This is a genomic window from Terriglobus sp. TAA 43 (assembly GCF_000800015.1).
Classification (GTDB): domain Bacteria; phylum Acidobacteriota; class Terriglobia; order Terriglobales; family Acidobacteriaceae; genus Terriglobus.
In genome coordinates this window covers 575507-598582 of the sequence record NZ_JUGR01000002.1, presented here as the reverse complement: position 1 = coordinate 598582, position 23076 = coordinate 575507, and the positions used below count along the sequence as shown (strand labels likewise).

Below are 23076 nucleotides of genomic sequence, written 5' to 3'. Positions count from 1 at the left end.
TATTGATGCTAGGCGTTCATTGCGAGTAGGTACAAATTCTCGACCATTGATAACAAGAGCTAACTAGCTTATCAAGCAGGCGCTGACTTTCCGTGTCATCTCCAAAACGGTTAATGAGAACGCTGAGTGTTAAGTCGCTTTCATGATGCGGCTTTGTTGCTGCTTCATAGAACAACTCCGCTTCATTGGTTGCCGTAACGGTAATCTGCAGATATTCGTTCTGAAATTGACGAACGGATTTTAGTCCGGAAGCGCGATAGCTAGGCCAGTCGCTGAGTTTCGCTTGGCGAAGGTCAGCATCTTTCATGGAAAAGTCTGCAAGAGCCTGGCGGACCACTGGAACCAGTTGATCCACATCTGCTACGAGCAGGCAACTCTGTTCGTAGCAGATGCCTGCTTCGTTGTAATGCATAGACGTGACGAGCGTCGGTCGATCTTTAGCCGCGTAGATGATTGCCAATCTTAGAGGAGGCTTCAGCATCACGTCAGACTGGATCAAATCTCCAAAATCACCGGCATGATCATCGGTCGGCGCTGGGTGTTTTTCTGGATGTAGCGCTTCAGGTCGGCGCGGATTTTTTCCTTGATCAGGATCCAGTCGCGCTTCTCTTCTGCACTGCTCTCTTCCAGCGTGCGGCCGATGATGTTGCGGGCGTCGGACATGATGCCTTCTTCGTTCACCGCAAATCCGCGGGTCACAATCTCCGGTGGTCCAGCCTGCTTGCCCGTCATCTTGTCGATGGTGATGATGGCGAGGACGAGGCCCGCTTCGCTCAGGTGACGACGGTCGCGGATGATGATGTCTTCCACGACGTCAGCAGTGGAGCCGGAGTCGATGAGGATGCGTCCGCTGGCGACCTTGCCGGTTTTCTCAATGGACGTCCCGGTGAGTTCGAGGACTTCGCCATCTTCGATCAACATCGCCTTTTCGGGGATGCCGGTGCCGACGGCGATTTCGACGTGCTGCGTCAGGTGGCGGTAGTCGCCGTGGACGGGCACGAAGAACTTGGGACGCAGCAGGTTGATCATCAGGCGGAGTTCTTCCTGCGATGCGTGACCGCTGACGTGGATGAGGCCGCTCTTGCCGTCGTCGTGAATGACCTTCGCCTTGCGGCGGTAGAGGTGATCGATGACGTTGTAGATGGGCTTCTCGTTGCCGGGGATGACGCGCGAGGAGAACAGCACTGTGTCGCCGGGTTCAATGCGGGCGTGCTTGTGGTTGTCCACGGCGGCGCGGCTGAGCGCGGACATGGGTTCGCCCTGCGTTCCGCTGATGAGAACGCAGACCTGTTCCGGCGGCAGTTCCTTGATCTGGCCGCTGTGGATGAGGAGGCCCTGCGGCGGATCGATGTAGCCCAGATCCATCGCGATTTCCGTGGAATTGTCCATGGAACGGCCGATGAGCGCGACCTTGCGGCCATGCTTGTGCGCCAGCTCCATCGCCAGCTTGATACGGTGGATGGACGACGAGAAGCAGGAGAAGAAGAGGCGCTTCTCCGTGCGCGCAAAAATTTCGTCCAGGCGCGGCTTCACGGCGAGCTCGCCGGGCGTGTAGCCGGGGCGGTCGCAGTTGGTGCTGTCCTGCAGCAGCAGCAGGACGCCTTCTTTGCCCAGTTCCGCGAAGGAGTGCAGATCGAAGGGCTTGCCATCGGGCGAGCTGAGGTCGATCTTGAAGTCGCCGGTATGGACGATGGTGCCTACGGGCGTGCGGATGGCCAGCGCAACGCAGTCCACCAGCGAATGGGTAACGCGGATGGGCGAAATCTTGAACGGCCCCAGGACGAAGCTCTCGCCGGGCAGCATCTCGATTAGGTCAGCGTCGTCCAGCAGCTTGTGCTCTTCGAGCTTGCCTTCCACGTAGGTCAGCGTGAACTCGGTACCGTAGACGGGCACGTTCAACTGCGACAGGATGCGGGGCAGACCGCCGATGTGGTCCTCGTGGCCGTGCGTGAGGACGATGCCGCGGACCTTTTCGCGGTTTTCCAGCAGGAAGGTGATGTCGGGCACAACAATGTCAACGCCGAGGAGGTCGTCCTCGGGGAACATCAGGCCGGCGTCGATGACGATGATGTCGTCCTTCCACTGGATGGCCATGCAGTTCATACCGAACTCGCCCAGACCGCCCAGCGGGATTACTTTCAGTGTTTCGTTACCCATGGACTTTCAGGGTAGCACTCTACGGGTGGGCGTTGGCCAGATCCGCGGGCATTTAGGGTCTTGAAGCACCGGGTAACGGGGTCACTGCAAAGGGTGCGGACTTCTGTTCATGCTGTACATCGGTTAAGGCCGCATCGTTGCCATCTGCAAAGGGATAGCGCAAAGCAAGGAAGAACATAACGGCCAGAACAACGGATTTTGACTGACCATAGAGATCCCGGCCACCGATGTAAATGAACAACTCCGGAGAGAGGACCAGAGCGAAGCAGGCCATGGTGGCGGTTGCTCCGGGAATGCGTCTGCCTTCCATGGCAGATTCCGCAATCGCCAGCACGATCCATGCGAACGGGATGTAGAGCAGTTCTAGCGTGTAATCCAACGACATGGTAGGCGCTGAGACGCAGGCCAGCGCAATGAACAAGACCTGGTTCGCACGCGGCATTTTCCATACTCGCGCGAAGAAGGCCACCATCAGGAGAACGCCCAAGGTGGGCAGGTAGACCTTGAGGATGGGCATAAGGATGGACGGATGTCCGTCCAACAACAGGTGCAGAAAGCCACAGAAGGAATGCTCAAACATTGCTGCGCCCGGCCATGCAAAGGCTGGTGCCAGATTCAGGGCGCCGAAGATGTGGACACCTTCGGAGACTCGACGGTTCGCCTCCAGAACATTTGGCCCAAGATAGGCCAGTGACGCCACGGTCACTCCGGCGAATACTGCGATGGACAACAGCATCGGCATGAATTTGCGCGGGCGAAGACAAAGAGCCAGGAACAGCATCGGATAAATTTTTGCCGAACCGAAGATGCCTATCATGATGGCGAAGAGCCACCAGTTTCCACGGTAATAGGCCCAGAGCGCCACTGCGACGCCCACCCACAGCAAAGCCTCGATATTGCCCTGGTGCAATGCGTAATCCACCGGCCAACTGCAGATGAGAGCGGTAAGCAGAAACAAGAATGACTGCTTGGCATTGATGCCACGTTCCTGCAGGCTGCGATGCATCCGCAGACACATGAGCGCAATGGCAGCCAGTGCAATTCCCACCAGTGCATAACAGCTTCTTGCGAAGACGCGAGCGGGGCCTGCAAACCAATGCAGGAACACATATACGAAGATGGCCGGGGCGGGATAGTAATAACGAACGCCTTCTGTGTACATCGTTGGAGAGTGGATGATGTCCACCTTCCCGATGTAGGCGTACACATCGCCAAACCAATCCTTGGTGTAGATGGCCGAAGGCAGACCATGCTGTGGCACATGCACCAGTAACACACGCAGCACCACGCTCAAGATGGAGAGCGCAAGGCACACAAGGCTGATGATCATGAACCATCGCAACTCCGTAGGCAAAGCCGGGAGGGTGCGAGACGAGCGTGCGTTCGAAGCGGTTTCCATATCTTTAGATCGCCAGTACCAGGTGTGCAGTGGGGGAGCCGCAGCTCTGTCTTCGTCGCCGATGGACTTCAGGTTAGCATCGGTAGGTTTAGCCTTCGATGGACGTGTCTTTACGATTTAGAACTTCAGTCACAGAGCGGCGGCTGCCTACTCAGTTTGCGGTTGTTGGATTGCATCCGCCTGGGCGTCCATGGATCGCTTCAGGTGACCGCAGCGATAGCCCATGTAGCTTTTCCACGGGGCGATGAGCAGGAACAGCAGGCAGGCGGTCGCAGCGCGTCCGGGCATGGTGACGGCCACAATGCAGACCAGCACACCAATGGTTGCTGTTCCGCTTTCTTCCAGGATGAAGTTGCGCGTTAGCCCTCGTTCCAACGGCGTAAATTGCAGCGCCTCTCGCTGACGATAGCCGTTGGCGTATAGCGCGGCGAACAGGTAGTAGATGGTGGCGAAGCCGCCCGCATACAGCACCACTAGTTCCTGCATCTTGCCGATTTCCAATTGGCCGCTCTGTCCGAAGGCCGACAGAAACAGGAACTTCAACGGATAGACATAAAACAGGATGACGAACAGCAGCATGCCGTTCAGCCAGAGCGTTCCAGCATCGTGTGTCCCAAGGCGGCGGAAGATGTTGAAGTGGCCGAACCACACCAGCATCAACAGGAGAAAGCTCACGCCAAAGGGAACAAACCCCGCCAGAAGATGATGCAGCTCGCCAAAATCGCGTGGGACTTCCAGCGAGACGACGAGCAGCGTGAGTGCAAAGCCAAAGACAACGTCAGAGAATCCGTCGAGGCGTGAAAAGCCAAGTCCCCGCAGGCGAAAGCCGTCACTGTCGTAATGCTCGTGGTCGTCGTGCAACAGCGTTCGCAGCATCGGCTCTCTCCGGCGGGGGATTCGGATTGTTCTTTAGCGCAGCAGGTCTTCCAGCGCGAGCGAAAGCTCTGTCTTCTCGTCGCGATACTTCACGATGACGGGAGTGTACACGCTGAGGCCCTCCGCGCCGGGTTTGGTGATGGCGCGTGATCCGGGAACGACAACTGCGCCCGACGGGATGATCAGAGGAGTCTCTGCCGTCGCCTTGATGACGGTGTTGTTCACCACGTCATAGACCGGTGTGCCGCGCGTCAGGATGGTTCCAGCGGCCAGAACGGCCTTGCTGCGCACGATCGTTCCTTCGTAGACGCCGGTGTTGCCGCCAACCAGTACGTCGTTCTCAATGATGACGGGCGTCGCGTTCACAGGTTCCAGAACGCCACCGATCTGTGCAGCGGCGCTCAGGTGAACACGCTTTCCAATCTGGGCGCAGGAGCCGACGAGGGCGTGCGAGTCGACCATGGTGCCTTCATCAACGAAGGCACCTACGTTGACGTATGCGGGCGGCATCATCACGACCGATTTTGCGAGGTATGCGCCTGCGCGGACGCTGGATCCGCCGGGAACAACCCGGATGCCCTGTTCGGGAGCGAAAGTGCGGGCGGGATAGGTGTGCTTGTCGACGAAGGAACCCGCGGACATCTCGATCAGGTTGCCGAGACGGAAGCCCAGCAGGATGCCACGCTTGACCCACGCATTCACCTTCCAGCCGATGGGGCTGGTGGCGTCGGGTTCGGCGGAGCGGAGAGTTCCGGCTTCCAGAGCGTCGCGGAGTTCGTTGAAGGCGATGAGAGAGTTCGGGTCGGCGGCAGCAGATGCGCCAAGCGAAAACGCATGCTCGATGCGCTGTTCCAGATCATTCAAAGGCATAAGCAAAGTTTATCAATGATGTGCTTTACTAGCCGCGAGGCGCCGCGTGAAGCTACGAAGAAAACGATTCTTAAGCATTGTCATTGGCGTTTTCGCGCTGAGTGTGGGAGGAGGGGTAGCCATATGGCAAGAAGGTGTCGCCTCCGATTGCAGACCAGAACAGATTGATGGGCAGTGCGGGCTCAGCAGTGCAATGGGAACATTGTTCGGTATCGGGTTTTTTCTGGGTGTAAATCTTATTATGGCGGCAATTATGCTGATCCTTCACTTACGGTCGAGGGATGTCAGGACATCGCCTGATCACTAACAGGATTGTGCAAAATGAAAGAGCCATCGCCATGAAGACGACAGCTCTTTCCTATCTCGTTGCAGTTTAGTGATGTCCGCCGCCGCCACCGGGATGGCCACCACCGCCAGGTCCGCCGTGGCCGGAGAAGCCCGGCGCATGTTCGCCTTCTGGTCCATGCGGTGCATTGCCAATGTGGCCCTGTCCATCGCGAGCTTCGTTGCCGTGGAAGTGATTGAAAGGCGCCTCACCGCGTGCAGGCATCGGGCCGTGGTAGCCGTAATGCGGGTCATAGCGATTGTCTACGTGACCGTAGAAACCGTGCGGTCCGTGGAACCACGGGCCAGCGCCAATGAACACGCCGCTGGCGAACCAGTCGGGGCCGTAATAGCCATATGGAGCACAGCTGTAAGGCGCGTAGTCAAAGTAGCCGTAAGGGCAGATCGGCGCGGGGCCAATGTTGACGCCGATTGAAACCTGCGCTCGGTCAGTACTGGGAGCAGCCAATGCCAGGGCAGCTACCGCCACCGCAGACAGGCCAAATGTTTTCCAGGAAGCCATGAATGTGTAACTCCTCTCGCTATCGTTTGATAGCAGACGGAGAACACTTCGTTGCGGCGTCATTCTATGTCAGCAAATCGATTACAGCAGATGGAGTTCCGTGGCGATTTTATGTAGCGATTCGCGCGTCTTGTCGCCAACCGGCAGCATGGGGAGACGAAGTGCGTCGCCTGCGGTGATCTTCATTGCGGCCAGCAGAGCCTTGGTGGGCGCTGGATTGGGTTCGGCGAAGAGCACCGTGTTCAAGGCGTGAACCTTCTTGGCTGCTTCTGCGGCCGTCTCGCGATTGCCGGAAAGCGCAGCGGTAATCACTGCCTTCACTTCCTTCGGCGCAACATTCGATGCCACAGAGATGAGTCCCACGCCGCCGCCCGCAACGATGGGTAGCGCAAGATAATCATCGCCAGAGAAGACGGAGAAGTTTGCAGGCTTGAGGGCGAGCAGCTCGCCAATCTGCGCAAGGTTCCCGCTGGATTCCTTGATGCCGATGACGTTTGGCAATTCAGCCAGACGCACGACAGTCTCGGGGAGCAGGTTTGCGGCGGTGCGTCCGGGGATGTTGTAGAGCAGCACCGGCATCGGTGCGACGGCTTCAGCGATTGCCTTGAAGTGTAGATACTGGCCCTGCTGCGTGGGCTTGTTGTAGTACGGGTTGGCGGTCAGGATGCCCCTCAAGCCCTTGATTTTTGCGATGCGTTGCGCGCGCGCCACCGCCTCGCGTGTGCTGTTGTGCGTGCATCCGGCCACAACGGGGATGCGTCCTGCGGCAGCTTCAATCACCGTGGCAATGACCGCATCCGTCTCGTCTTCAGTCAGGGTGCTGGCTTCGCCCGTGGAACCACAGGCCACCAGGAAATCGACACCGCCTGCAATCTGCGCTTCCACCAATTTTTTCAGCGAAGCGTGATCGACGCTCTCGTCCGGGTGAAAAGGGGTGATGATTGCAGTGCCGAGTCCAGTAATAATCGCGGGTTCCATACCACTGTTAAGTGTATCGCGTTCCCTTTTGTTTCTTGCGATGGGCTCTACGAAAGACGAAGGCCGGTGAGACTAACCGCGGTGTTTGCGGTGTAAGCGGCGTTGTGTGCCGAGTTCCGGGATGATCCAGATCAGCGTCACCGCAAAATCCAGCGCCAGCGACAGGATCGGCTTGTAATACGCCACGGGGAGGGCGGCGACGTAGATTGCCAGGCTTGTGAGGTGTTTCACGGTCTCTTTGCGATCACGACTGGGCAGCTTTTCCTCATGATCATCATGCAGTCCGTTGAGCGAGAGTCGCAGCACCAGAAACCCCATCGCAACGACGATGAAGGTGACGGTATAGAGCGCAGTGGAGAACGAGTCGTAGTGATGCTCTGCGACGTAGTCCGTGAAATAGGGCAGGAGCGACAGCGTGAAGAGGAAGAGCAGATTCGCCCAGAGCACGCGATAGTTGATGACCTCAGTGCGGCTGCAGAGGTCATGATGGTTCACCCAGTAAATCGCCACCACGAGAAAGCTCAGACCATAAATGCCGAGGCGCGGAAGGATGTGAAGGAAGCCCCCAAGGCCGTGTGCCTCCGGCACGTGCAGCTCCAGCACCATAATGGTGATGATGACAGCGATCACGCCGTCACTGAAGGCTTCGAGGCGGGTGGACTTCATCTCATGTGCGGGCATTTGCCTTACGCCTCCTTCGGAGTACGAGGCCGAGAAGCAGCCAGAGGATACTTGCCCAGAAGGCGAACGCAATGATGATTGCAAGCCAGGATGAAAAGGAGTGCACATTGCCGAAAGCCATGGATATCAGCAGTCCGGGCAGGATCAGAAAAACCCCAGGCCCCAGCCAACCCGCGTCGCTTGCAGCATTCGTTACTACCAAGCCTCCAGGAAGAACGAGAATGGCAGCGCAAATGAGTGAGATGAAATTGCGATACCTCTCCATGGACTAGGCCCACTCGCCGCTGCGCATCAGTGGCTCTTCTGTGCCGTCTGCGGAGACGCCGTCCACGTCCATCTTGCCGGAGCCGATCATCCAGTCCACGTGGATCAAGCTGCTGTTCGCACCCTTGCTGTTCAGCGTCGCTTCATCCATCGTCTCGCCATCCTTGATGCAGGTGGCGTACGCCTGGCCCAACGCAATATGGCTGGCTGCGTTTTCATCGAATAGGGTGTTCCAGAAGAGCAAGCCGCTCTGCGCAATGGGTGATGAGTGCGGTACGAGTGCGACTTCGCCGAGGCGGCTCGCGCCATCGTCTACGGCGATGAGCTTCTTCAGCGCCTCTTCGCCAGCGGTGGCGTGCGCCTCCACGATCTTGCCGTTTTCAAAGCGAACGCTGATGTTCTCGATCAGCGTCCCTTGATGCGACAGCGGCTTCGATGCAGTGACCGTGCCGTCCACGCGATCCTTATGCGGCGTGGTGAAGCACTCTTCCGTGGGGATGTTCGCGTTGCAGAAGATGCCGTTGCCGCAGACACCACCGCCGCCGGCCCACAGATGATCGTCAGCAAGACCAACGACAAGATCGGTGCCGGGGCCGCGGAAGTGCAGCGCGTGATAGCGCTTGTCATTCAGCAGGGCCACGCGCTTCATGATGTTTTCGCCGTGGTCTTTCCAGTCCTGCACAGGATCGTCACCGGTGATGCGCGATGCCAGGAAGATGGCGTCCCACAGACGCGCGACGGCCTCGTTTTCCGGGAGGTCAGGGAAAACCAACTTTGCCCACGCGGGCGTGGCACCGGCGAGAATGCTCCAGTTGATGGCGTGGCGCGTGACCATTTCCATCGCAGGCTTCATGGCCTTGGACGCAGCCACGTTGGCGCGGCTGATCTTGCTGGGGTCCTGATCTTTTAGCAATGCCGGGTTTGCGCCGGTGATGCCGAGTCGCGCGGCGTTACTGTTAAAGGCTTCTGCAATGCCGTCGGCCAGCCACTTCGGTGTGAAGTCGAATGCAGCATCGGGTGCGTTCTGGTATCGCGCGAGCGTGGCGACGTCGTCCTGGTAGAGCACTGTCACGGCGTATGCGCCCGCCTTGTAGGCCTCTGCCACAACCTTGCGGATGAAGGGGATGTGGTCGAGCGATGCTGTCACGACAACTTCCTGGCCTTCCTGGAGGTTCAGGCCAACGCGAACGGCAACAAGTGCAAGGCGGTCAAGCTTTTCATCGAAGGTGAGATTGGCAAACGGCTTGGTGGACATGGATGTATTCCTCAGAGGACGAAGCCTCGCATTGCTTGTAAGACGAAGAGGCCCGACCGAAGCCGGGCCATTCAAGTTTTAGATCTGCGTGAAGATATCGCGGAAGTCGTAGACACCCTTGCGTGTGCTCAGCCACTCGGCGGCGCGCACCGCACCTTCTGCGAAACCCCGGCGGCCAAAGGCTTCATGGCGCAGGCTGAGCTTGTCGCCTGCGCTGATGGCTTCGGCAATGTGAATGCCCGCAACATCACCCTCGCGGATGGATTCAATCGGCACTTCGCCTGCTGCGTTCATCGCCTGCTGAATGCTGACGGCGGTTCCGCTGGGCGCGTCCAGTTTCTGCGTATGGTGTGTCTCTTCAATCTTGAAGTCGTAGCCGTACTTCTTCAGAGAATCGGTCATCTGCTTGGCAAGCTGCAACATCACCTGAACGCCAATGGAGTAATTGGTGCCGTGCAACAGCGCGGCATCCTTGCGGATAGCGAGGCTGGTCATGTCGTTTAGTTGCTGATACCAACCCGTTGTACCTACAACGACCTTCGCTCCCACCGCGAGACATGCGCGGAGATTCGTCAGCACGGCTTCTGGTGTGGTGAAGTCGATGATGACATCGAAGCCTGCTACGAAAGGCGCGGTGAGCGCCGCGCCGCGCGGGTTTTCCTTTGCGTCCAGAACGTGTACGCCATGGCCACGCTCTGTGGCGACTTCTGCTACCAGCTTGCCTGTCTTGCCGTGTCCCAGAACCAGCATCCGCATGGTTGTTTCCTTCAGGGGATCAAGCCCCTTGTTGATGATTTCGATGGAACGGCCCGGCTTAAGCCGGGCCTCTTCAAAGTCTTACTGCACTGTGATGCGGGCGGGTTCGTTCACTGGAGGCGCACCGGTAGTGTTGGCGCGTGCATCCAGGTCAAAGATATTTGGGTCAGGATCGGCGAAGAAGGTGCTGTGCAGCGAACGAATCGCCTCGGAAGCATCATCCTCTTCGATCATGAAACTCATGTTGATTTCGCTGGCGCCCTGCGAGATCATGCGGACGTTTACATGTCCGATGGCAGAGAAGACCTTGCCCGCAATGCCAGCGTGTCCGCGAATGTCTTCGCCCACCAGGCAGACGAGCGCCTTATTGCTCTCGTACTTCACGTCAGCAATCTTTGAAAGGTCTTCTGCAATCTGCGGCAGTTTGTCGCTGGTGTCCACCGTAACGGAAATGGAAACTTCTGACGTGGAGACCATGTCGATGATGACCTTGTGCTTATCGAATACGTCGAAGACGGCCTTCAGGTAGCCATGCGTCATCAGCATACGGCTGGCGACGATGTCCACGATGGTCAGCTTCTTTTTCACAGCGATGCACTTGAACGGCGAGCGGCAGGGCGGAGCAACAGCGCTGATGCGTGTGCCTTCGTTCGCAGCGTTGCGGCTGTTCAGCACGAAAACCGGGATATTCTGCTGCACGGCGGGAAGGATCGTTGCGGGGTGCAGCACCTTCGCGCCGAAGTAAGCGAGTTCAGCAGCTTCTTCAAACGAGATCGTCTTCACGCGCAACGCATCCGAACAGATGCGCGGATCGGTCGTCATGATGCCGTTTACGTCGGTCCAGATTTCAATAGCTCCGGCATGCAATCCGCCACCAACCAAAGCAGCGGAGAAGTCGCTACCACCGCGGCCCAGCGTGGTAGTAATGCCTTTTTCGTTTGCCCCGATGAAGCCGCCCATCACAGGCGTCAATCCCTGCTCAATCAGAGGAAGCGCATGTTCCTTCAGGCGTACTTCGATCAATGCTTCATTCGGCACTGCCTTGCCATAGCTGTCATCGGTGACGATGCACTGGCGCGCGTCCAGGTGGATGCCCTTGATACCGGCTGCGTCGAATGCAGCAGCTACAATCTGGCTGCTGAGGCGTTCGCCGTAGCTGACCACGTTGTCCGTGGTGCGCGGGGTCAGTTCGCCTACTGCAGCGATGCCGCGCAACAGGTCATCCAGATGATCGAAGTCGTGCTGGATGTGGTTCAGCAATACGTTCAACTGCGGCTGCTTCACCAGTTCGCCAGCGGTCTCCAGATGACGCGAACGCAGACGTGCCGACAATGCGAGTGCGCCGGACTTGTCACCGTGACCCGCTGCTGCTGCGGCGGCCAGAAGCGTATCGGTCACCTTCGCCATTGCTGAGACAACGACAACGGCTTCCAGACCCTTTTCGCGGCGGCCACGAACGACGGCTGCAGTGCGGCGGATTGCAGCAGCGTCTTCAACCGACGTGCCACCAAACTTCATCACAACGAGTTGCGGACGGGATGCATTGCTCATGCGTTCACCAACTCATTCTCGGCCAGTCCTGCTCCAGTCTTCGTGTGCAGGTGCTTGCCGGGCAATAGATCCATCTTTGCCAGGACTTCCGCGTTCAGCACAGCTGCGCCTGCGGCTCCCCGCAGCGTGTTGTGGCTCAGCAGAACAAACTTCCAGTCCAGCAGCGGGCATTCGCGCAGGCGACCAACGGTGGTGCTCATGCCGTTGCCTGCACCCACGTCAAAGCGCGGCTGCGGACGGTCCGGCGCATCGGTAAAGATCACCGGCTGCGCAGGTGCCGTGGGCAGATGATGCTGCACCAGCGGCTGGAACTCGCTCCATGCAGCCAGAATCTCTTCACGTGTGACGGGCTTCTTGAATTTGACGGAGACGCATTCGGTGTGGCCGTCGATCACGGCAACGCGGTTGCAGTGAGCGCTGACCTTTGCAGGCAGCATGTCAATGCCATTGCCGTTGAAGCTACCCAGCAACTTGCCCACTTCTTCCTGCAGCTTTTCCTCTTCATTCTTGATGAAGGGAACCACGTTGCCAAGGATGTCCAGCGAAGGCACGCCGGGGTAACCCGCGCCGCTGACGGCCTGCATGGTGCTGACAAACAGCGATTCAATGCCGAAGCGCTCTTCCAGGGGCTTCAGCGCAAGCACGAGGCCAATGGCGGAACAGTTGGGATTGGTGACGATATAGCCACCGCTCTTGGAGGTGTAGGCAGCCTGCTTGGTCAGCAGCGGCAGATGGTCTGCGTTGACCTCAGGCACCACCAGCGGCACATCCGGTGTCATGCGGAAGGCCGACGAGTTGGAGATGACAGCGCATCCTGCGCCCGCAAACAGCGGCTCCAGTTCCAGTGCAATATCGCTGTCCAGCGCAGCGAAGATGATCTTCGGCACGTCGCCGGTGTTGGCGGCAGGCGTGTTCGGCTGCAGCACCAGATCGGCAATGCGCGCAGGCATGGGGGTGTCCAGCTTCCATTTGGCGGCGTCGGCGTAGCGTTTGCCCGCCGAACGATCGCTTGCCGCGACCCACGTGATCTCAAACCACGGGTGCTGGTCCAGAAGTTGAATGAAGCGCTGGCCGACTGTTCCGGTCGCGCCGAGAATCCCCACCTTGCGACGTTCCATGTTGTTCTGCAGTCCTTAATCCATACCGGATGTATCTGTTAAGGATACCGGATTGCGGCCGCAACGATCGAATTTTGGGTTTAGAAGTCCGAGGCGCGGCGGCGGGTGACATAAACCGTCCGTGTCCGCGTGCCAAAAGTTCCCCATGCGATCAACAGGCCGATGGCGTGAATCAGGAACCAGATGCTAAGACCCTGCGTGGTGTAAATCCAGAAAAGAATCAGAATGCGTGGGATCAGCAGCGCTACCAGCGTGGGAATGAGGCTGATAACGAAGACATTTCCCGTATGACCCTGCAGGTACAGCGCCAGCAGCGAAAGCCGCGGCAGGAACAGGCTGAGGATAAGGAACCAGAGAGGAAGTCCAAGCGAATGCAGATCGGGCATGGGTTATTGCACCTTTACTGGGGGAGGGGTCTGAGCCTGAGGCTGATTTTGTTGTGGCGGAGTTGGCGCGGCTTGCCCGGCTTTGCCGGTGTCGTGGCCGCTGGGCGCAGCATCAATCACCGCGCCGTGCTTCACGGCGGCGTCAGGTTTGCATCCCGTGATGGCAACCATCAGAACGCACAGCAGCGTTCCCGCCAGCAATTTCATAACTGCTGTGATGCCGGGCAGATGGATGTGGTTTGCGAAGTGTGGGAGTTTATATTCCCGGGGTAGTTTTGCGTAGCCGCGATCCCAGCAGCTCTTCCAGCTCTGCCTTGAATTCGCGCACGTCCTTGAAGTCGCGATAGACGCTGGCGAAACGGATGTACGCGACCGTGTCGATTTCTTTCAGTCGCGTCATGATCAGTTCGCCCACCTCGACTGTGGTGCGCTCGCGCTCCGGCGAATCAACCACGTAGGCTTCGGTCTCATCGACGATCTTGCCCAGCTTGCCCGTAGGTACAGGACGCTTCTGGCAGGCGTGCAGCAGGCCATTCAGGACCTTCTGCCGATCGAACTTCTCGCGGCGTCCGTCCTTCTTCACGACCATGTAGGGAATTTCATCGATGCGTTCGTATGTGGTGAAGCGCTTGTTGCACTTCTCGCACTCGCGGCGGCGACGGATGCTATCCGCCTCCTTGCTCTCGCGTGAATCAACGACTTTATCCTGAGCCCAGCCGCAAAACGGACACTTCATGCAAGGCCAATTCTATCAAGCATTCCCATCATGACTTCTGCGCGCTTTCGCGGGCCACGGTGCGCAGGTTCACGCTCTCCACGCGGGCGTAGATCAATCCGGGCAGGATTACGTTGATCGAAGTCACAAAGTACATGATGATGGCCGCGCTTGCCGCCAGCTCTGCCGGAATACCAAACAGGCGAGTCAGCGCGCCGAAAGTGAGTGCCTGCGCACCGCCGCCGACACCCGGTAGAGTCACAATGCCACCCACTACGCTGAAGCCCATCAGCAGAAGGCAGTGGGCAATGGTGAGGTTGTGCACCGGTGCTGGGAACGCCTTCATCGTGAGCACATAGGCAATGGCGACGGCTCCCCACAAAGCAAAGCTGCACACGATAATGCCGATGAAGTCGCTCGTGCTGCCGACCACGTTCAGGCCGTTGCGGAACTCCAGTACCTTGGCTTCCGCACTTTGTCCGGCTGGCTTGGAGAGGATGCCAACAATGTGGCGGATCAGGCGTGCCATGAATTCGCCAGCCACGCGGATGGCGACGACAAACGCGACCAGCACGGCGATCATTGCAGCAATCACCCATCCCAGCTTGTGGAACAGCTCATGGTAGGGAAGCGCGTTCAGTTGGGGGCTGACGATGAGATTTCCCGCGAAGAGAATGCCAAAGGCCGCGAGATCGAAGATGCGCTCCACCGCTACGACCGCAATCTGTGATGAAAACGACAGGCCGGTCCGTCGGCTGACGAGGTAAGGGCGAATCAGTTCGCCCACGCGCCCGAAGATCGCAAGGCCTGTAAAGCCGATGAACTGAGCGCCGAGCAGCGTCCACCAAGGCTTCCGTTGTTCCGGTGGCAGAGACGGTTTCAGAAAGATCGTCCACCGAACGGCACGCGCGACGGAGTTGCTGTAGACCATCAGCGTTGCCATCAAAAACAGTGGCAGATTGACCTGGCGGCAGGCGAGCCAAAACGCATGCCAATCAAACTGCGATTGGTGAATTTTCCAGAGAAGAAATGCTGCAAGGAGGACGACGATCGTCCAGATGGCGATGCGGCGTTTGTTCATGCTTTAGCGAACCACCGTGGCGGAAACTGCGCGTGCCTGTTCCGCAACACGGCGATTAAATTCCCGGATCACGCGTGCCACGTACGCCCGCGTTTCACGGTAGGGCGGGATGCCATGATAACGATCCACTGCACCGGGGCCTGCGTTGTAAGCGGCCAGAGCCAGTGCGAGGTTGTCGTGGTATCGCGTCAACAGTTGATCCAGGTACGCACTGCCACCGTTTACGTTCGATGCGGCGTCAAAGCTGTCTTTTACGTCTAGTTGGTTCGCAGTGCCTGGCATTAGCTGCATCAGGCCGCGTGCTCCCGTGCGCGATACGGCCTTCGTGTTGCCGCCGCTTTCCGCCTGCACTACAGACGCCAGCAGTGCGACGTTCACGTTGTGGCGCGCACCGGAATCAGCAAGGATCGTCGCTGTTCCAGCGGGTTCGTGAGCCGCGGTTTTCGGGGCGTCAGGGGCATCCGGTGCCGCCTCCACTGAGGTGATGGAGGAAGCCGCAACATCCATGAAATTGTCCGCGTGGAGATACAGCCGGGTGATGTCCGTGGTCAGCGTTTCATGGCGTTCGCAGTTGATGCTGAACCCATTACGCAGCGTCACCACCTCCGCAGCGCGTGCCGAAGCACCGCACATACCCGGTAGCAAAAGAAGCGCTGCAATCCTTCGGACGGAGAGGGAGGCCATCCCTTTCAGAGTAGCATCCGGGGTCTTATCGACTGGCATTCTCATCCGCGAAGCAGAGCGCAATGGCCTCAGCAACACCGTCTTCGTGATGATGCCGCGTGACCGTCCAGTTACGCTCTTCCGCCAGCAGCCGAAGATCGTCGGGAGCATTGCCCATCAACATGGGCCAGCGAGCCTGTTCCAGCATGGTCAGGTCGTTCCAGTTGTCGCCAATAGCCATCAGATCGCTCGCTGTAAGTCCCTCTTCGCGCAGCAGATGTGCCAATCCCGCACCCTTCGAGCAGCCCTGCGGAAGGACGTCCAAGATGCAGAGGTCGCGCAGCGGATAGACCGTGCGTGTCAGCGATAGGCGTCCTTCGTGCGCTGCATCCAGATGGCGAAAGGCCGTTTCCATGCGTTCCATGCCACCGCACAGCATCGCCTGAATCGCGGGAAACTCCGCAGCCTGAAAAGCGGATTCAATGGGCGTAAAACGACGGATGTCCGCGGCGTTGGCCACCATCCATTTCTCAATGCTGGCGTGCAGATCGTCGACTTCCTCCAGCACCAATGCGCCACCGGCTTCATTGCCGTGCGCGTCCATCGTGTCAAAAGTGAATACGAAACAGTTGCGATAATCATTGACCATCTCGCAGAGCCACAGCGCCGTTTCCGTGGACATGGCTTCGCGGAACAGCAGGCGACCGTCCATGGTGCGCGCTACGGCTCCGTTCGAACTGAGCACGATGTCGTCGGGCTGGAAGTTGCCCGTCTGCAGCACCTTCATGGCGTAACTGTGGCGGCGTCCTGTGGCGATCACGATGCGGGCACCGGCACGGCGTGCGCGGTCCAGCGCATCCTGATTACCGGGCGATACCGTGCCACCGGGATGCACCAGCGTGCCATCCATGTCGATGGCGATCATCTTCGGTGTATCGATCACACAGACTCCATCTGGATAGCTTCGCTGGCAACCTCTCCGCGTGTGGAAAGCACCACAGCCGCGCCCACAATCAGCGATCCCCCCAGCCATGCAATCAGCCCAAGATGTTCATTGAGAAGGGTCACTCCCAGCACTGACCCGATGACCGGCTCCAGGTTGATAAAGATGCCGCCCTGCGACGCGGGAACCTGTGTCATACCCCAGTTCCACAGCAGGTTGGTTGCAGCGGTGCAAAGAACACCACTGGCTGCCAGTGCCAGCCATGCCTTCATGGAGATTCCATGCACCGGTGGCATGCCGTATTGCAGCGGCACCCAGATGAGCAGCATGATCGTCCCCAGCACCAGGCTCCGCGCGCTTACCTCCAGCGCACTGTGACGCAGAAGAAGTTTCTTGTTGCCCAGCAGCCACACGAGCGCAATCACCACGGAGAGAACGATCAGCGAATCACCCAGCAGTGTGGACGTTCCGCTTGCGTCGTGACCGCCCAACGCGATCATGCAAGCGCCCGTAGTGGACGCAATCAGCGCAGTCCAACCCACGGCATCCAGCCGCTCTTTCAGGAAGATAGCGGCGGCTGCGGCAAGGATGACAGGAAGCGTGCCAATCATGAGTGCAGCATGCGAAAGGGAAGTGATGGAAAGCCCCTTAAACTGCACCAAAAACTGCAACGGAACACCGAAAAAGGCGGCGATGATCATCAGGCGCCATTCTGATGCGGTCCATCGTTCACCACGGCCTTTTACCAGCGGCAGTATGGGAAGTGCTGCAAAGAGAAAGCGATACAGCACCATGTGGCCCACGCTGACCTCGCGCAGGGCGATCTTGCCAAAGAAGAATCCTGTGCCCCAGAGCGCCCCCGCCGAGGCGCAAGCCAGAAATCCAAGCGGACGGGAAGTAGTAGAAGAGGGCATCTTTCCACTGTCGCACAGGACGGCGCGGAACATGATGAGCGGGTTGTTGAAGGCACGCGTTACCATAAGACTCGCAACCCGGACCACTGCCGCAATGCCTGCCTCGCTACGCCACCGCTTGTTCGTACTCGCGCTGTTGTTGCCGAGTCATGCCTTTGCGGCGGTAGCGAACGATGATCCCGCTGCGAAGCCCGCTGTTCCTGCGATTCAGATCCCTCTGGAGACACTTGGCTATCGCCCCATGACCTCTGGTATGGGGCTGCGCGCCGGATACACCAGCGCCACGGTGCACTTCATTGATGCTGATCATCTTCTGGTGACCTACACCGCAAAGAAGTTGATAAAGCGCATGCCGGATCAGCGTGAGACCGACGACGACCACTTTGTGCGCGCTCTGGTCATCAGCCTTCCCGATGGCAAAGTGCAGCGCGAAACAGAGTGGCGCATGCATGACCGTTCGCCCTATCTGTGGGCACTTGGAAGTGGACGCTTTCTGTTGCGCGTCCGCAACAATCTCTACTCGCTCGACCCCATGGGCAGCTACGATCCGTTGCATCTGGGACAGCGACTACTCATCGAAAACGAAGATGATCTGGAGGCATTGCAGTTTAGCCCGCAGCGCGACCTGATCCTGCTGGAGACCACGCCTGCCCGCAAGATCGGAGACGATCCCACGGATCAGAAGGAGCGCCCTGTTTCCGTCTTCTTCTATGGCGTCACTTTGCAGTCCGACGGGTCGGTTCGCCTGTCGAACCGTGGCCGTGCGGAGTCTAAGAGCACCTTCACCCTCTCCTTCACCTCCATGGGCGTGCTGGAAACAGTGCATGAGGATCGCAACCATTGGGGCTTCGATTTTCACGGCTATAACGGCGCCAAGATGGAACTGGGAGGTTTCACCTCCACCTGCCGCCCCATCAGCATGTTCATTTCCGACGCGGAGTTTTTTGCCTTTGGCTGCCGCGGTGGCGAAGACCACAAGCTCATGGGCGGATTCAACCTGCTGGCCGAGGCAAAGTGGGTGTTCACAACGGATGATGAACCGTTATGGCTGGCCGTAGAAAACTCACCGACTACCGGGCGGTTCGCAGTGCGCAACACAATCACTTCGGTGAGCACGCAAGGCACCGGCATGGTGGACGCAACCGAGGTTCGTGCAGAAGAGATCCGTGTCTATGGCAACCGCGAAGGCGAAGAGTTACTCCGCGTTAATGCGACGCCTGTGCAGCGTCCTGCGGGGAACTTTGCGCTGTCGGCCGACGGAATGCGGCTGGCTGTTTTTCAGGGGTCGCAGCTTTCCATCTTCAACCTGCCGGAACTCAAGGCTGCGGAGCGTTCGTTGCATAACAAGGAACAGGGAGCGCTTGCACCGTTGCGACCCGCCGCAACACTCAGCGTCATCTCTGCGCTGACGGGCGGCAGTGATAACCGAACGCCCTAGTCGCGTTACAGCACGGTGTCCATACGTGTGCGGTCCAGCAGCAGGAAGATCGGGATTGCCACAGCAGAATTGATCGCCGCGCGAAGCAGTTCATGCACCCAACGCGGATGCGCCTCTGCCTGCCCCAGCAGAATGCTTTGAATCAGGTACAGCAGTGCCGATTGCAGTAGGCAAAAGACGAAGTTCATCGCGACGCGGGTCACCATGTTCTCCACGTCCACCTTCAGCCCGATGGAAGCTGCAGCATATCCCAGAACAGATTTCGCAATGCCATTGACACCAATGAACTGGTTGCCGGGCAGATCCTGCAGTAAGCCAACGACGGTGCCAAAGAGCGTGCCCGCAATTGGGTTTCGCCATGCGATGGAGAAGTACAGGACGAGGATCAGTGGCAGATCGAGGATCGACAGCGGTTCCCAGATGCGTGGCAGGTAAGCATTCAGGAATAGCGCACACAAAGGTACTGCCAGCAGCACGGCAGGATGAAAGCTGTGCTCTTCTAATTCGCGACGATTGGTAAAGGGGCGACGGGGCATCTTACGGTTCCTCCGGCGCGTTGGGAGTGCTGTGCTGGGGAGGAGTTGCAAGCTGCGTGTTCGGCGCTCCAGGCGTCAGGCTTGAGGCTGGAGGAGCGGCGCCCGGCGAATAACGATCCGTGTGGATCGCAGGCTGAGGTCTCGGCAGGGTAGGAGCCGGACTGGTCGCGGCGTTCTCATCCCCATTTTTCTCATCGGCCTTCTTCAGCCCGGGCAGTCGGTCCGCGACTACTTCTGCAGCTTTCTTGCCCTCTTCCTGATCGTCATCTGCCGCGGTATTCAACTGCTGCGAAACCTCTGTCACCACCAGTACTTCTTCCAGCCGATCAAGATTCGCCGCAGGCTTGATCGCAATGCTGGCATAGGGCTGGTGATCCGGGTCGGGCTTCATGGAAATCACGTTGCCCACGGGTAGCCCGCGAGGATAAACACGATCGCCTCCGCTGGTGATGAGGGGTTCGCCCGCCTTGATGCGTTCATCCGGCAACAGATTGTTGATGATGAGTGTGCCGCCCGGTCCGCCGCGCAAGATACCGCGGCTGCGCGTGTTCAGCAGAATGACTCCCGCGCCGGAACTCATGTCATTCAGCAACAGCACCTGCGACGACATCGCGAAGACGTCACGCACCTTGCCCACCGCGCCATCCGGCGTAATGACTGCCATGTCTGTACGAATGCCGTCGTTCGATCCCTTATCAATCGTGACGATGCGGCCCTGATCGCCACCACCCGTGCCGATCACCTGCGCGGCTACAGTTTTGCCCACGTACTGCTGCTTAAACGCCAGAAGCCGTTGTAGTCGCTGCCCCTGACGCGCATCTTCTGCCAGCGACGCTTCGCGTAGACGAAGCTGGTCAATCTGGTACTGGAGATCTTTGTCATGCTGGCGGACGTGGCGCAGGTCAATGTAGCTATGCCACACCCCGCGCAAGCCGCCGCCCGTATGTTTCAGCAGTGACTCGACGGGGGCAATGGTGTAGGCAGGCCATGCCCGCAAACCGCGTACATGGTGTCCATCTTCTCGCGCGGCGTAGTTCAGTCGCTTCATCTGCGACGCAAGACCGATTACCTGCGCCAGAAGCACAGCCACAAGCACCAGGGCACTTTTGAAGCGGCTGAAGAAGGATTCCATGGAGAGTCTCGAGTCTTAGTTCGATGCTTTGTCCCTCGTTCGTTTTTACGGGTGAAAGCAAACGAGGGACAAAGCCAAAACGGAAAACTAAAACTACGAACTAATCGATGGCGACCTTGCGCAACAGGCCGAAGTCATTCAGCATGCGGCCGGTGCCCAGTACCACGGAAGCCAGCGGATCGTCCGCAATGGAGACGGGCAGGCCCGTTTCTTCGCGGATGCGGCGGTCCCGGTTCTTGATCAACGCGCCACCACCCGTCAGCACAATGCCACGGTCGCTGATGTCGGCGGACAACTCTGGAGGGGTCCGTTCCAGCGCCACGCGAATAGCATTCATGATGGTGGCAATCGATTCACTTAGGGCTTCCCGGATTTCGGAGTCGTCGATGGTGATGGTCTTCGGCACGCCTTCAATCAGGTTGCGGCCCTTGATCTCCATGGTCAGCGGCTTGTCCAGCGGGAACGCCGAGCCGATTTCCATCTTGATCATTTCCGCAGTGCGCTCGCCGATCAGCAGGTTGTACTTGCGCTTCAGGAAGTTCATCACGGCTTCGTCCATTTGGTTGCCGGCCATGCGCACCGAGCGGGAATAGACGATACCTGCCAGCGAGATGACGGCAATATCCGTGGTGCCGCCGCCGATGTCGACAACCATGTTGCCGCCGGGTTCTGTGATGGGCAGACCTGCGCCAATTGCGGCCACCATGGCCTGTTCCACGAGATACACCTCAGAGGCCTTGGCGCGATACGCGCTGTCTTCCACGGCGCGCTTTTCCACCTGCGTGATCTCAGAAGGCACGCCGATGATGATGCGCGGGTGAACCAGCATCTTGCGGTTATGTGCCTTTTGGATGAAGTAGTTCAACATTTTTTCCGTGTGCCGGAAATCGGCGATCACGCCGTCCTTCATCGGGCGGATGGCGATGATGTTGCCGGGGGTGCGGCCAACCATCTCTTTGGCTTCCTTGCCCACGGCCTCGACCTCGTTCGTCACTTTATTGACGGCGATGATCGAAGGCTCATTGACGACGATGCCTTTGCCGCTGGCATAGACCAGCGTGTTTGCGGTTCCCAGGTCGATTGCAAGATCGTTCGAAAACAGCGAAAAAAGCGAGCGCATGGAGCGCTGACGGGAGGTGCGGCCCTGGTATCCGTTTTGAGGCATGGTTGGTGTGTGCTTCCCCAGCAAAAGGCGTTCTACCCATTGTAGCCGCCGGACAGAGGAAAAACGGGTACACCCAATTCGTCTTTGGTGTTATCGAACAGGCGAAGCCACGGCGAAATGGGCTAAGGGATTCGCAACGAGCGGCCACCTTCGATAGTCTGATCCATGGAGCAGGAGAAGAACATGATTGTTGGCGTACCCAAGGAAGTCAAAGATCACGAAAGCCGTGTAGGCATCACCCCCGCCGGAGTACGCGCACTGGTAGAGGCTGGACATAAGGTGCTGGTGCAGACTGGCGCAGGCGAACTTTCCGCGTTCCCCGATGATGAATATCAGAATGCTGGTGCAGAGATGGTTGGCAGCGCCTATGACACATGGCGACTGGCGGATATGGTCGTCAAGGTCAAGGAACCCGTCGAGAAGGAGTACCAGTACTTCCGGCCGGGTCTCGTGTTGTTCACGTACCTGCATCTCGCGCCGCTGCCCGCTTTGACAGAAGCGTTGATGGAGAAGCAGGTCACGGGAATAGCGTACGAGACCGTGCGTGATCGCGCTGGTTCGCTGCCGTTGTTGACGCCCATGAGCGAAGTCGCAGGCCGTCTGAGCGTTCAGGTGGGCGCGGAATATCTGCAGAAGACGAAGGGCGGACGTGGCCTGCTGCTGGGCGGCGTTCCGGGTGTACCTCCGGGCAACGTGGTTATCATCGGTGGCGGCATCGTCGGTATTAACGCTGCGAAGATGGCGCTCGGCCTCGGTGCGAAGGTCACGATTGTTGACCTCAGCCTGAATCGCCTGCGTGATCTGGATGACATCTTCAATGGTCGCGTCTTCACGCTGGCATCGAACAGCTACAACATCGCGAAGGCCTCTTCAGAAGCTGATCTGCTGGTGGGGGGCGTGCTCATCCCAGGTGCTGCCGCTCCGAAACTGGTGACGGCCGCCATGGTGAAAAAGATGAAGAAGGGCGCGGTCATTGTGGACGTGGCCATCGATCAGGGTGGCAGCATCGAGACGGCAAGGCCCACCACACACACGGATCCTGTGTACGAAGTGGATGGCGTGGTGCACTACTGCGTCACGAACATGCCTGCGGCTGTGCCAAACACTTCGACCCTCGCGCTGACCAACGCAACCTTTCCCTACGTACTCAAGCTGGCAAATGAGGGCGCGGAAGCCGCCATCAAGGCCGATGCAGGTCTAGCGGAGGGCGTGAACACCTACAAGGGAACACTCACGTATCAGGCGGTTGCAGAGTCGCAGGACAAATCCTGGAAAGCAGTCGCGGAACTGCTGTAGCCCGCAAATGGTTATGAGAACGGGAAAGCCTGTATCACTCCGCGTATAGCGAAAG

General features: G+C 58.5%; 24 protein-coding genes. 2 read left to right on the top strand and 22 right to left on the bottom strand.

Features of this window, described 5'->3' with window-relative positions; translation table 11 throughout:
- Positions 1 to 16: 16 nt before the first annotated feature.
- The 19 genes from M504_RS17155 to M504_RS17060 all read right to left on the bottom strand — a co-directional run bounded on the left by M504_RS17155 (position 17) and on the right by M504_RS17060 (position 17520).
- Positions 17 to 499: a hypothetical protein gene (locus M504_RS17155; protein ID WP_047496218.1), complete on the bottom strand. Its 483-nt coding sequence runs from the start codon at positions 497 to 499 to the stop codon at positions 17 to 19.
- The gene (locus M504_RS17150; RefSeq protein WP_047496216.1) at positions 496 to 2157 is read right to left on the bottom strand and encodes a ribonuclease J; all 1662 of its coding nucleotides are present in this window, start codon (positions 2155 to 2157) and stop codon (positions 496 to 498) included. Before M504_RS17150 ends, M504_RS17155 begins: the two co-directional genes overlap by 4 nt.
- Positions 2158 to 2209: 52 nt before the next feature.
- Entirely contained in the window at positions 2210 to 3556 is a 1347-nt protein-coding gene (locus M504_RS17145) for a glycosyltransferase family 87 protein (RefSeq protein ID WP_084214489.1), read from the bottom strand.
- Positions 3557 to 3703: 147 nt separating this feature from the next.
- A complete protein-coding gene (locus M504_RS21505; RefSeq protein ID WP_052200971.1) occupies positions 3704 to 4432 on the bottom strand; it encodes a TMEM175 family protein in 729 nt (242 codons plus the stop codon).
- 33 nt (positions 4433 to 4465) lie between these two features.
- Complete coding sequence (locus M504_RS17135; protein ID WP_047496208.1) at positions 4466 to 5302, bottom strand: 2,3,4,5-tetrahydropyridine-2,6-dicarboxylate N-succinyltransferase; 837 nt, start codon at positions 5300 to 5302, stop codon at positions 4466 to 4468.
- Positions 5303 to 5675: 373 nt separating this feature from the next.
- Positions 5676 to 6149 carry a hypothetical protein gene (locus tag M504_RS17130; protein WP_047496205.1) on the bottom strand — a complete coding sequence of 158 codons (474 nt, stop codon included), beginning with the start codon at positions 6147 to 6149 and terminating at the stop codon, positions 5676 to 5678.
- Positions 6150 to 6230: 81 nt separating this feature from the next.
- Positions 6231 to 7127: a 4-hydroxy-tetrahydrodipicolinate synthase gene (gene dapA, locus M504_RS17125; protein WP_047496202.1), complete on the bottom strand. Its 897-nt coding sequence runs from the start codon at positions 7125 to 7127 to the stop codon at positions 6231 to 6233.
- A 72-nt stretch (positions 7128 to 7199) separates the two neighbouring features.
- The gene (locus tag M504_RS17120; protein ID WP_232296339.1) at positions 7200 to 7808 is read right to left on the bottom strand and encodes a TMEM175 family protein; all 609 of its coding nucleotides are present in this window, start codon (positions 7806 to 7808) and stop codon (positions 7200 to 7202) included.
- A 268-nt stretch (positions 7809 to 8076) separates the two neighbouring features.
- Positions 8077 to 9327 carry an aminopeptidase gene (locus M504_RS17110; RefSeq protein ID WP_047496195.1) on the bottom strand — a complete coding sequence of 417 codons (1251 nt, stop codon included), beginning with the start codon at positions 9325 to 9327 and terminating at the stop codon, positions 8077 to 8079.
- Positions 9328 to 9405: 78 nt separating this feature from the next.
- The gene (locus M504_RS17105; RefSeq protein WP_047496192.1) at positions 9406 to 10083 is read right to left on the bottom strand and encodes a 4-hydroxy-tetrahydrodipicolinate reductase; all 678 of its coding nucleotides are present in this window, start codon (positions 10081 to 10083) and stop codon (positions 9406 to 9408) included.
- An 81-nt stretch (positions 10084 to 10164) separates the two neighbouring features.
- Positions 10165 to 11634, bottom strand: coding sequence for a lysine-sensitive aspartokinase 3 (gene lysC / locus M504_RS17100; protein ID WP_047496188.1), 1470 nt, complete (start codon positions 11632 to 11634; stop codon positions 10165 to 10167).
- On the bottom strand, positions 11631 to 12752 hold the full coding sequence (gene asd, locus M504_RS17095) for an aspartate-semialdehyde dehydrogenase (RefSeq protein WP_047496186.1): 1122 nt from the start codon (positions 12750 to 12752) through the stop codon (positions 11631 to 11633). The genes lysC and asd overlap by 4 nt, the downstream gene beginning before the upstream one ends.
- An 80-nt stretch (positions 12753 to 12832) precedes the next feature.
- Positions 12833 to 13138 carry a hypothetical protein gene (locus M504_RS17090; protein WP_047496183.1) on the bottom strand — a complete coding sequence of 102 codons (306 nt, stop codon included), beginning with the start codon at positions 13136 to 13138 and terminating at the stop codon, positions 12833 to 12835.
- Positions 13139 to 13141: 3 nt separating this feature from the next.
- On the bottom strand, positions 13142 to 13345 hold the full coding sequence (locus M504_RS17085; RefSeq protein ID WP_047496180.1) for a hypothetical protein: 204 nt from the start codon (positions 13343 to 13345) through the stop codon (positions 13142 to 13144).
- A 49-nt stretch (positions 13346 to 13394) separates the two neighbouring features.
- Positions 13395 to 13874 carry a transcriptional regulator NrdR gene (gene nrdR, locus M504_RS17080; protein WP_047496177.1) on the bottom strand — a complete coding sequence of 160 codons (480 nt, stop codon included), beginning with the start codon at positions 13872 to 13874 and terminating at the stop codon, positions 13395 to 13397.
- Between the two features lie 28 nt (positions 13875 to 13902).
- Positions 13903 to 14934, bottom strand: coding sequence for a lysylphosphatidylglycerol synthase transmembrane domain-containing protein (locus M504_RS17075; RefSeq protein ID WP_047496854.1), 1032 nt, complete (start codon positions 14932 to 14934; stop codon positions 13903 to 13905).
- A gap of 3 nt (positions 14935 to 14937) precedes the next feature.
- Positions 14938 to 15657 (bottom strand): lytic transglycosylase domain-containing protein, encoded by a 720-nt coding sequence (locus tag M504_RS17070; RefSeq protein ID WP_232296338.1) that lies wholly within the window; start codon positions 15655 to 15657, stop codon positions 14938 to 14940.
- The gene (locus tag M504_RS17065; protein ID WP_052200970.1) at positions 15644 to 16540 is read right to left on the bottom strand and encodes an HAD-IIB family hydrolase; all 897 of its coding nucleotides are present in this window, start codon (positions 16538 to 16540) and stop codon (positions 15644 to 15646) included. Before M504_RS17065 ends, M504_RS17070 begins: the two co-directional genes overlap by 14 nt.
- Entirely contained in the window at positions 16537 to 17520 is a 984-nt protein-coding gene (locus M504_RS17060) for a DMT family transporter (protein ID WP_369792915.1), read from the bottom strand. Before M504_RS17060 ends, M504_RS17065 begins: the two co-directional genes overlap by 4 nt.
- Before the next feature lie 28 nt (positions 17521 to 17548).
- Between M504_RS17060 and M504_RS17055 the strand changes: the two genes are divergently transcribed.
- Positions 17549 to 18892: a hypothetical protein gene (locus M504_RS17055; RefSeq protein WP_047496170.1), complete on the top strand. Its 1344-nt coding sequence runs from the start codon at positions 17549 to 17551 to the stop codon at positions 18890 to 18892.
- 5 nt (positions 18893 to 18897) lie between these two features.
- Here the strand turns inward: M504_RS17055 and mreD are convergent, their stop codons facing one another.
- The 3 genes from mreD to M504_RS17040 form a co-directional block, all read right to left on the bottom strand.
- Complete coding sequence (gene mreD, locus M504_RS17050; protein ID WP_047496168.1) at positions 18898 to 19428, bottom strand: rod shape-determining protein MreD; 531 nt, start codon at positions 19426 to 19428, stop codon at positions 18898 to 18900.
- Between the two features lies 1 nt (position 19429).
- On the bottom strand, positions 19430 to 20560 hold the full coding sequence (mreC, locus tag M504_RS17045) for a rod shape-determining protein MreC (RefSeq protein ID WP_047496165.1): 1131 nt from the start codon (positions 20558 to 20560) through the stop codon (positions 19430 to 19432).
- 100 nt (positions 20561 to 20660) lie between these two features.
- Entirely contained in the window at positions 20661 to 21725 is a 1065-nt protein-coding gene (locus tag M504_RS17040) for a rod shape-determining protein (protein WP_047496163.1), read from the bottom strand.
- A 183-nt stretch (positions 21726 to 21908) separates the two neighbouring features.
- On the opposite strand from M504_RS17040, the gene ald reads away from it, so the two are divergent.
- Entirely contained in the window at positions 21909 to 23021 is a 1113-nt protein-coding gene (ald, locus tag M504_RS17035) for an alanine dehydrogenase (RefSeq protein ID WP_047496845.1), read from the top strand.
- The last annotated feature ends 55 nt before the right edge of the window (positions 23022 to 23076 follow it).

Coding starts and splice junctions, on each gene's coding strand:
- mreC (WP_047496165.1), bottom strand. CDS start 20,560: ATGGAATCCTTCTTCAGCCGCTTCAAAAGTGCCCTGGTGCTTGTGGCT.
- M504_RS21505 (WP_052200971.1), bottom strand. CDS start 4,432: ATGCTGCGAACGCTGTTGCACGACGACCACGAGCATTACGACAGTGAC.
- M504_RS17060 (WP_369792915.1), bottom strand. CDS start 17,520: ATGGTAACGCGTGCCTTCAACAACCCGCTCATCATGTTCCGCGCCGTC.
- M504_RS17145 (WP_084214489.1), bottom strand. CDS start 3,556: ATGGAAACCGCTTCGAACGCACGCTCGTCTCGCACCCTCCCGGCTTTG.
- M504_RS17040 (WP_047496163.1), bottom strand. CDS start 21,725: ATGCCTCAAAACGGATACCAGGGCCGCACCTCCCGTCAGCGCTCCATG.
- M504_RS17055 (WP_047496170.1), top strand. CDS start 17,549: ATGCCTGCCTCGCTACGCCACCGCTTGTTCGTACTCGCGCTGTTGTTG.
- asd (WP_047496186.1), bottom strand. CDS start 12,752: ATGGAACGTCGCAAGGTGGGGATTCTCGGCGCGACCGGAACAGTCGGC.
- M504_RS17120 (WP_232296339.1), bottom strand. CDS start 7,808: ATGCCCGCACATGAGATGAAGTCCACCCGCCTCGAAGCCTTCAGTGAC.
- M504_RS17070 (WP_232296338.1), bottom strand. CDS start 15,657: ATGCCAGTCGATAAGACCCCGGATGCTACTCTGAAAGGGATGGCCTCC.
- M504_RS17085 (WP_047496180.1), bottom strand. CDS start 13,345: ATGAAATTGCTGGCGGGAACGCTGCTGTGCGTTCTGATGGTTGCCATC.
- dapA (WP_047496202.1), bottom strand. CDS start 7,127: ATGGAACCCGCGATTATTACTGGACTCGGCACTGCAATCATCACCCCT.
- M504_RS17105 (WP_047496192.1), bottom strand. CDS start 10,083: ATGCGGATGCTGGTTCTGGGACACGGCAAGACAGGCAAGCTGGTAGCA.
- M504_RS17075 (WP_047496854.1), bottom strand. CDS start 14,934: ATGAACAAACGCCGCATCGCCATCTGGACGATCGTCGTCCTCCTTGCA.
- ald (WP_047496845.1), top strand. CDS start 21,909: ATGATTGTTGGCGTACCCAAGGAAGTCAAAGATCACGAAAGCCGTGTA.
- M504_RS17150 (WP_047496216.1), bottom strand. CDS start 2,157: ATGGGTAACGAAACACTGAAAGTAATCCCGCTGGGCGGTCTGGGCGAG.
- M504_RS17090 (WP_047496183.1), bottom strand. CDS start 13,138: ATGCCCGATCTGCATTCGCTTGGACTTCCTCTCTGGTTCCTTATCCTC.
- M504_RS17130 (WP_047496205.1), bottom strand. CDS start 6,149: ATGGCTTCCTGGAAAACATTTGGCCTGTCTGCGGTGGCGGTAGCTGCC.
- mreD (WP_047496168.1), bottom strand. CDS start 19,428: ATGCCCCGTCGCCCCTTTACCAATCGTCGCGAATTAGAAGAGCACAGC.
- M504_RS17110 (WP_047496195.1), bottom strand. CDS start 9,327: ATGTCCACCAAGCCGTTTGCCAATCTCACCTTCGATGAAAAGCTTGAC.
- M504_RS17135 (WP_047496208.1), bottom strand. CDS start 5,302: ATGCCTTTGAATGATCTGGAACAGCGCATCGAGCATGCGTTTTCGCTT.
- lysC (WP_047496188.1), bottom strand. CDS start 11,634: ATGAGCAATGCATCCCGTCCGCAACTCGTTGTGATGAAGTTTGGTGGC.
- nrdR (WP_047496177.1), bottom strand. CDS start 13,874: ATGAAGTGTCCGTTTTGCGGCTGGGCTCAGGATAAAGTCGTTGATTCA.